The organism is Rhodococcus sp. IEGM 1379, assembly GCF_030056815.1.
Lineage (GTDB): Bacteria > Actinomycetota > Actinomycetes > Mycobacteriales > Mycobacteriaceae > Rhodococcus_F.
The window spans coordinates 1-3,967 of sequence record NZ_JASHKR010000158.1; the positions used below are offsets into that span (position 1 = coordinate 1).

Genomic DNA, 3,967 nt, shown 5'->3' on the forward strand with positions numbered 1-3,967 from the left:
CGACAGGGTGTGGGAGAGTAGGACACCGCCGAACACATTTTACGATCAAGCCCCCAACCACTGTGTGGTTGGGGGTTTTTTCGTGTTCCGGAACGGTTTTCGGGGTCGGTCCCCGGTTCCCGGTCCCCGGTTCCCGGTCCCCGGGTCCCGGGTCCCGGTTTCCGGCCGGCACCGGTGTGCCGAAGCGATATCGTTCCACAAATTTCGTATTGAACGGCCCAGTCGTGGCTAGGCTCAGAGCAGGTGCTCCGCACGCGGTGTGCGGCACCCCTCAATTGTGCATGTGTCACGACTACGGAGGCCTCGATGAGCGATATTCTCGACCGCACGAAGATCTATGTCGACGGAGCCTGGATCGAATCGACAGGAACCGGCAAGATCGAAGTACTCAATCCGGCAACGGAAGAACTTATTGCGACGGTCGCTGAGGGCACTCCCGAAGATGTCGACGTCGCTGCGGCGGCAGCTCGGGCGGCATTTCCGTCTTGGTCTGCGTTGACCGGTTCCGAGCGCGCCGAGTATTTGTCCAAGGCCGCTGGTGTTATTGCTGAACGTATCGATGATCTTGCTGCCTTGGTATCGGAAGATATGGGTATGCCGATCGGCTTTGCGAAGCCGGTGCAGATCGGTATGCCACTGGCGAATCTGAATGCGTTTGCGGAGTTGGCACGTACTTATGATTTTGATGCCCACGAAGTTGGTAACTCGCTGATCGTCCGGGAGCCTGTGGGGGTTGTCGGAGCGATTACACCCTGGAATTTCCCCCTTCATCAGGTTGTGTTGAAGGTGGGTGGGGCGTTGGCCGCCGGCTGCACAGTGGTTCTCAAACCCACTGAGGTTGCGCCACTTATCTCGTACGCGCTCGCCGAAATCTTCGATGAAATCGGTTTGCCGGCAGGTGTATTCAACCTGGTCAGTGGATATGGTCCTGTTGTGGGTGAGGCAATCGCCGGGCACCCCGAGGTTGATATGGTCTCGTTCACCGGATCGACGCGTGCCGGCAAGCGTGTAGCCATCGTGGCTGCGGACACTATCAAGAAGGTGTCTCTCGAATTGGGTGGAAAATCCGCGAACGTGATTCTCGACGACGCCGATCTGGAGAAGGCTGTCACTGACGGCGTCGCAAAGTGTTTCCTCAATTCAGGGCAGACCTGTTCGGCTTTGACTCGTATGTTGGTTCCCGTAGAAAAGATGGATGAGGCGGCAGCCATTGCCGCCGCCGTCGCTGCGCACTTCCAGATTGGTGATCCGACACAGCCGACATCGGTACTCGGGCCGTTGGTCAATGCGAATCAGCTCGGGCGAGTTCGTGGATATATCGAGAAGGGTGTGGCCGAGGGCGCCACCGCTGTTGTGGACGGTCGTGAAACCGGTTTGGCGAGTGGATACTTTGTCGGCCCGACGGTTTTCTCCAACGTGACGGAGGATATGACGATCGCTCGCGAGGAAATCTTTGGACCGGTGCTCTCGATCATGGGATACAAAGATGAAGCTGACGCGGTTCGGATCGCAAACGGGACAGAATACGGTTTGGCGGGCGGCGTCTGGTCGGGCGATCCTGATCGCGCGGACCGCGTCGCACGTCAGCTGAGGGCTGGGCAGGTCGAGGTCAACGGCGGCGCGTTCAATACGAATGCTCCGTTCGGTGGTTACAAGCAGTCGGGTGTCGGACGCGAAGCTGGCACATTCGGACTTGAAGAGTTCCTCGAGATCAAGGCAATTCAGAGGTAGACAGTTGAAAATGGCGATGCGTCCGTACCAGTTACGGGCGCATCGCCATTGCTATGTCTGGAACCGACTTGGACAACTCGGCGATATGTTGGCCTCTCGTCATCCAGTTGCACTGCGTGCGTTGGGCGCCCACGATGTCGACGGGAGGGGCGAAGTCGATATCGCTGTCTTCCTCGTCGAGCGAGATCTCGATTCGTAGGGAGGGCCTCGACTCTGATGGAGCAGCGTTCGCGGGCTCCATAGATGAGATGCGGCGAGACATCAAAAGTTCCCAGATCCTCAGAAATAGATGCCGAATTGACCTTTGGCATTGACCGCTCCCCGTACGCGCTGAAAGATTCTTTTCGGCACGTGTCGATCTATGACTCGCCCGTTCGACGTGTAGGCAGAGGGACCGAATGAGCGGGCCCCAGACGCAAGGAGAACCCCATGAAGTACATGCTGATCATGCGTTCCACGGACCAGGCCATCGAAGCTGCTCAGGACATGGATTTCGACGCGATTATCACGGCGATGGGCCAGTACAACGAGTCACTGATCAAGGCGGGTGTGCTCCTGGCCGGTGAGGGTCTGGCGATGGAAGAGGGATTCATCGTCGATTTCGATGCCGATCCCCCGCTTGTTTCGGACGGGCCGTACGGAGAAACGAAGGAGTTGTTCTCGGGCTTCTGGATCATTCAGACCTCGACCAAGGACGAGGCTCTGGAATGGGCGAAGCGTTGTCCGCTGGGTCCGGGTTCGAAGCTCGAGGTTCGCCGAGTGTCGGAGATGGAGGAATTCGATCAGAGCAATGAGTACGTCCAGAAGGAAGCCGACTGGCGTGACGAGTTGGGTACTGATCGTCCGGTCACGAGCTGAGTCATGTCTGACGGCGCGGCGCGGGCTGCGGTAGAGGCGGTCTGGCGCATCGAATCCGCGAAGATCGTCGCTACGCTCACCCGTACCGTCGGGGATCTGGATCTCGCGGAAGATCTTGCGGGGCAGGCGCTGCTCGAGGCAACGGAGCAGTGGCCTGTCTCGGGCGTTCCGTGTAACCCTGCGGCGTGGTTGACCTCCGTCGCTACCCGACGCGCAATTGACGGGTGGCGACGACGGGAACGCCTCGACGAGCGTTACGCATATTTTGCGCGTGAACTCGAGAACGATGCGAGTCGGTTCGACGACGTCACGTGGGATCCCGACCGCATCGACGATGACGTGCTTCGTTTGATGTTCATTGCCTGCCACCCGGTGTTGAACCGAAAAGCACAGGTGGCGTTGACACTTCGGGTTGTGGGTGGGTTGACCACCGACGAGATCGGTAAGGCGTTCCTGACGCCGACAGCTACAGTGCAGCAGCGGATCGTGCGGGCCAAGAAAACGCTCACGGCGGCCAAAGTGGTATTCGAGGTGCCTCCACGGGAAGAGTATTCGAACAGGCTCGGCGCTGTTCTCGGCGTTCTGTACCTGATTTTCAACGAGGGGTATGCGGCGAGTTCGGGCACAGAGTGGATGCGTACCGATCTGAGCAGTGAGGCCTTGAGGCTCGCACGCATTCTTGCGGAACTTGTTCCCCAAGAGGCGGAAGCGCACGGTCTGGTGGCATTGATGGAGCTTTCGGCGTCGAGGTTCGGAGCTCGGACAACCCGTACCGGGGGGCCGATTCTCCTGGCAGATCAGGATCGCACCCGCTGGGATCGTACTCAGATCACCCGCGGGCTAGCGGCGTTGGCACGAGCTGACGAGGTGGGTCGAGGTCGCGGACCGTACGGATTGCAGGCAGGTATTGCGCAATGCCATGCACAGGCAGCGACTTTCGAGGAGACCGATTGGAAGAAGATCATCCTGCTCTACGAAGCGCTACGGCAACTCGCGCCGTCACCGGTAGTTGATCTCAATCATGCCGCCGCGGTGTCCATGGCGTACGGCCCGGCGCCGGCGCTCGAGTTCGTCGACAAGCTTGTTGCAGCAGGCGAACTCGTCGGCTATCACTTGCTGCCGAGTGTGCGAGGCGAACTCCTGGGTAGGCTTGGGCGAAACGAGGAAGCTCGAGCCGAACTGCTCGAGGCTGCTCGTTTGGCAGGCAACGAACGTGAGCGAGCAGTCCTCATCGCAAAGGCGGAGTCACTCTCATGACTTCCTGCGCTGTATCGACCCATGCAGGATTTCATCGGAGGAGATGACCGGCATGTGATAGTCGTACGGGGCTGCCCCCACATCGGTTGACTCCTGAACTGTGAGGATCCCTCGCAGTGAA

4 protein-coding genes are annotated in these 3,967 nt (G+C 59.2%); all 4 read left to right on the forward strand.

Going from position 1 to position 3,967, the window contains the following annotated elements:
- Positions 1–306 precede the first annotated feature (306 nt).
- The 4 genes from QM600_RS29060 (at position 307) to QM600_RS29075 (ending at position 3,846) form a co-directional block, all read left to right on the forward strand.
- Positions 307–1,731: an aldehyde dehydrogenase family protein gene (locus QM600_RS29060; RefSeq protein ID WP_283265211.1), complete on the forward strand. Its 1,425-nt coding sequence runs from the start codon at positions 307–309 to the stop codon at positions 1,729–1,731.
- Positions 1,732–1,741: 10 nt separating this feature from the next.
- Positions 1,742–1,930 carry a hypothetical protein gene (locus QM600_RS29065; RefSeq protein WP_283265213.1) on the forward strand — a complete coding sequence of 63 codons (189 nt, stop codon included), beginning with the start codon at positions 1,742–1,744 and terminating at the stop codon, positions 1,928–1,930.
- A 230-nt stretch (positions 1,931–2,160) separates the two neighbouring features.
- Positions 2,161–2,589 (forward strand): YciI family protein, encoded by a 429-nt coding sequence (locus QM600_RS29070; RefSeq protein WP_283265215.1) that lies wholly within the window; start codon positions 2,161–2,163, stop codon positions 2,587–2,589.
- 3 nt (positions 2,590–2,592) lie between these two features.
- Entirely contained in the window at positions 2,593–3,846 is a 1,254-nt protein-coding gene (locus QM600_RS29075; protein ID WP_283265217.1) for an RNA polymerase sigma factor, read from the forward strand.
- The last annotated feature ends 121 nt before the right edge of the window (positions 3,847–3,967 follow it).

Coding starts and splice junctions, on each gene's coding strand:
- QM600_RS29065 (WP_283265213.1), top strand. CDS start 1,742: ATGGCGATGCGTCCGTACCAGTTACGGGCGCATCGCCATTGCTATGTC.
- QM600_RS29075 (WP_283265217.1), top strand. CDS start 2,593: ATGTCTGACGGCGCGGCGCGGGCTGCGGTAGAGGCGGTCTGGCGCATC.
- QM600_RS29060 (WP_283265211.1), top strand. CDS start 307: ATGAGCGATATTCTCGACCGCACGAAGATCTATGTCGACGGAGCCTGG.
- QM600_RS29070 (WP_283265215.1), top strand. CDS start 2,161: ATGAAGTACATGCTGATCATGCGTTCCACGGACCAGGCCATCGAAGCT.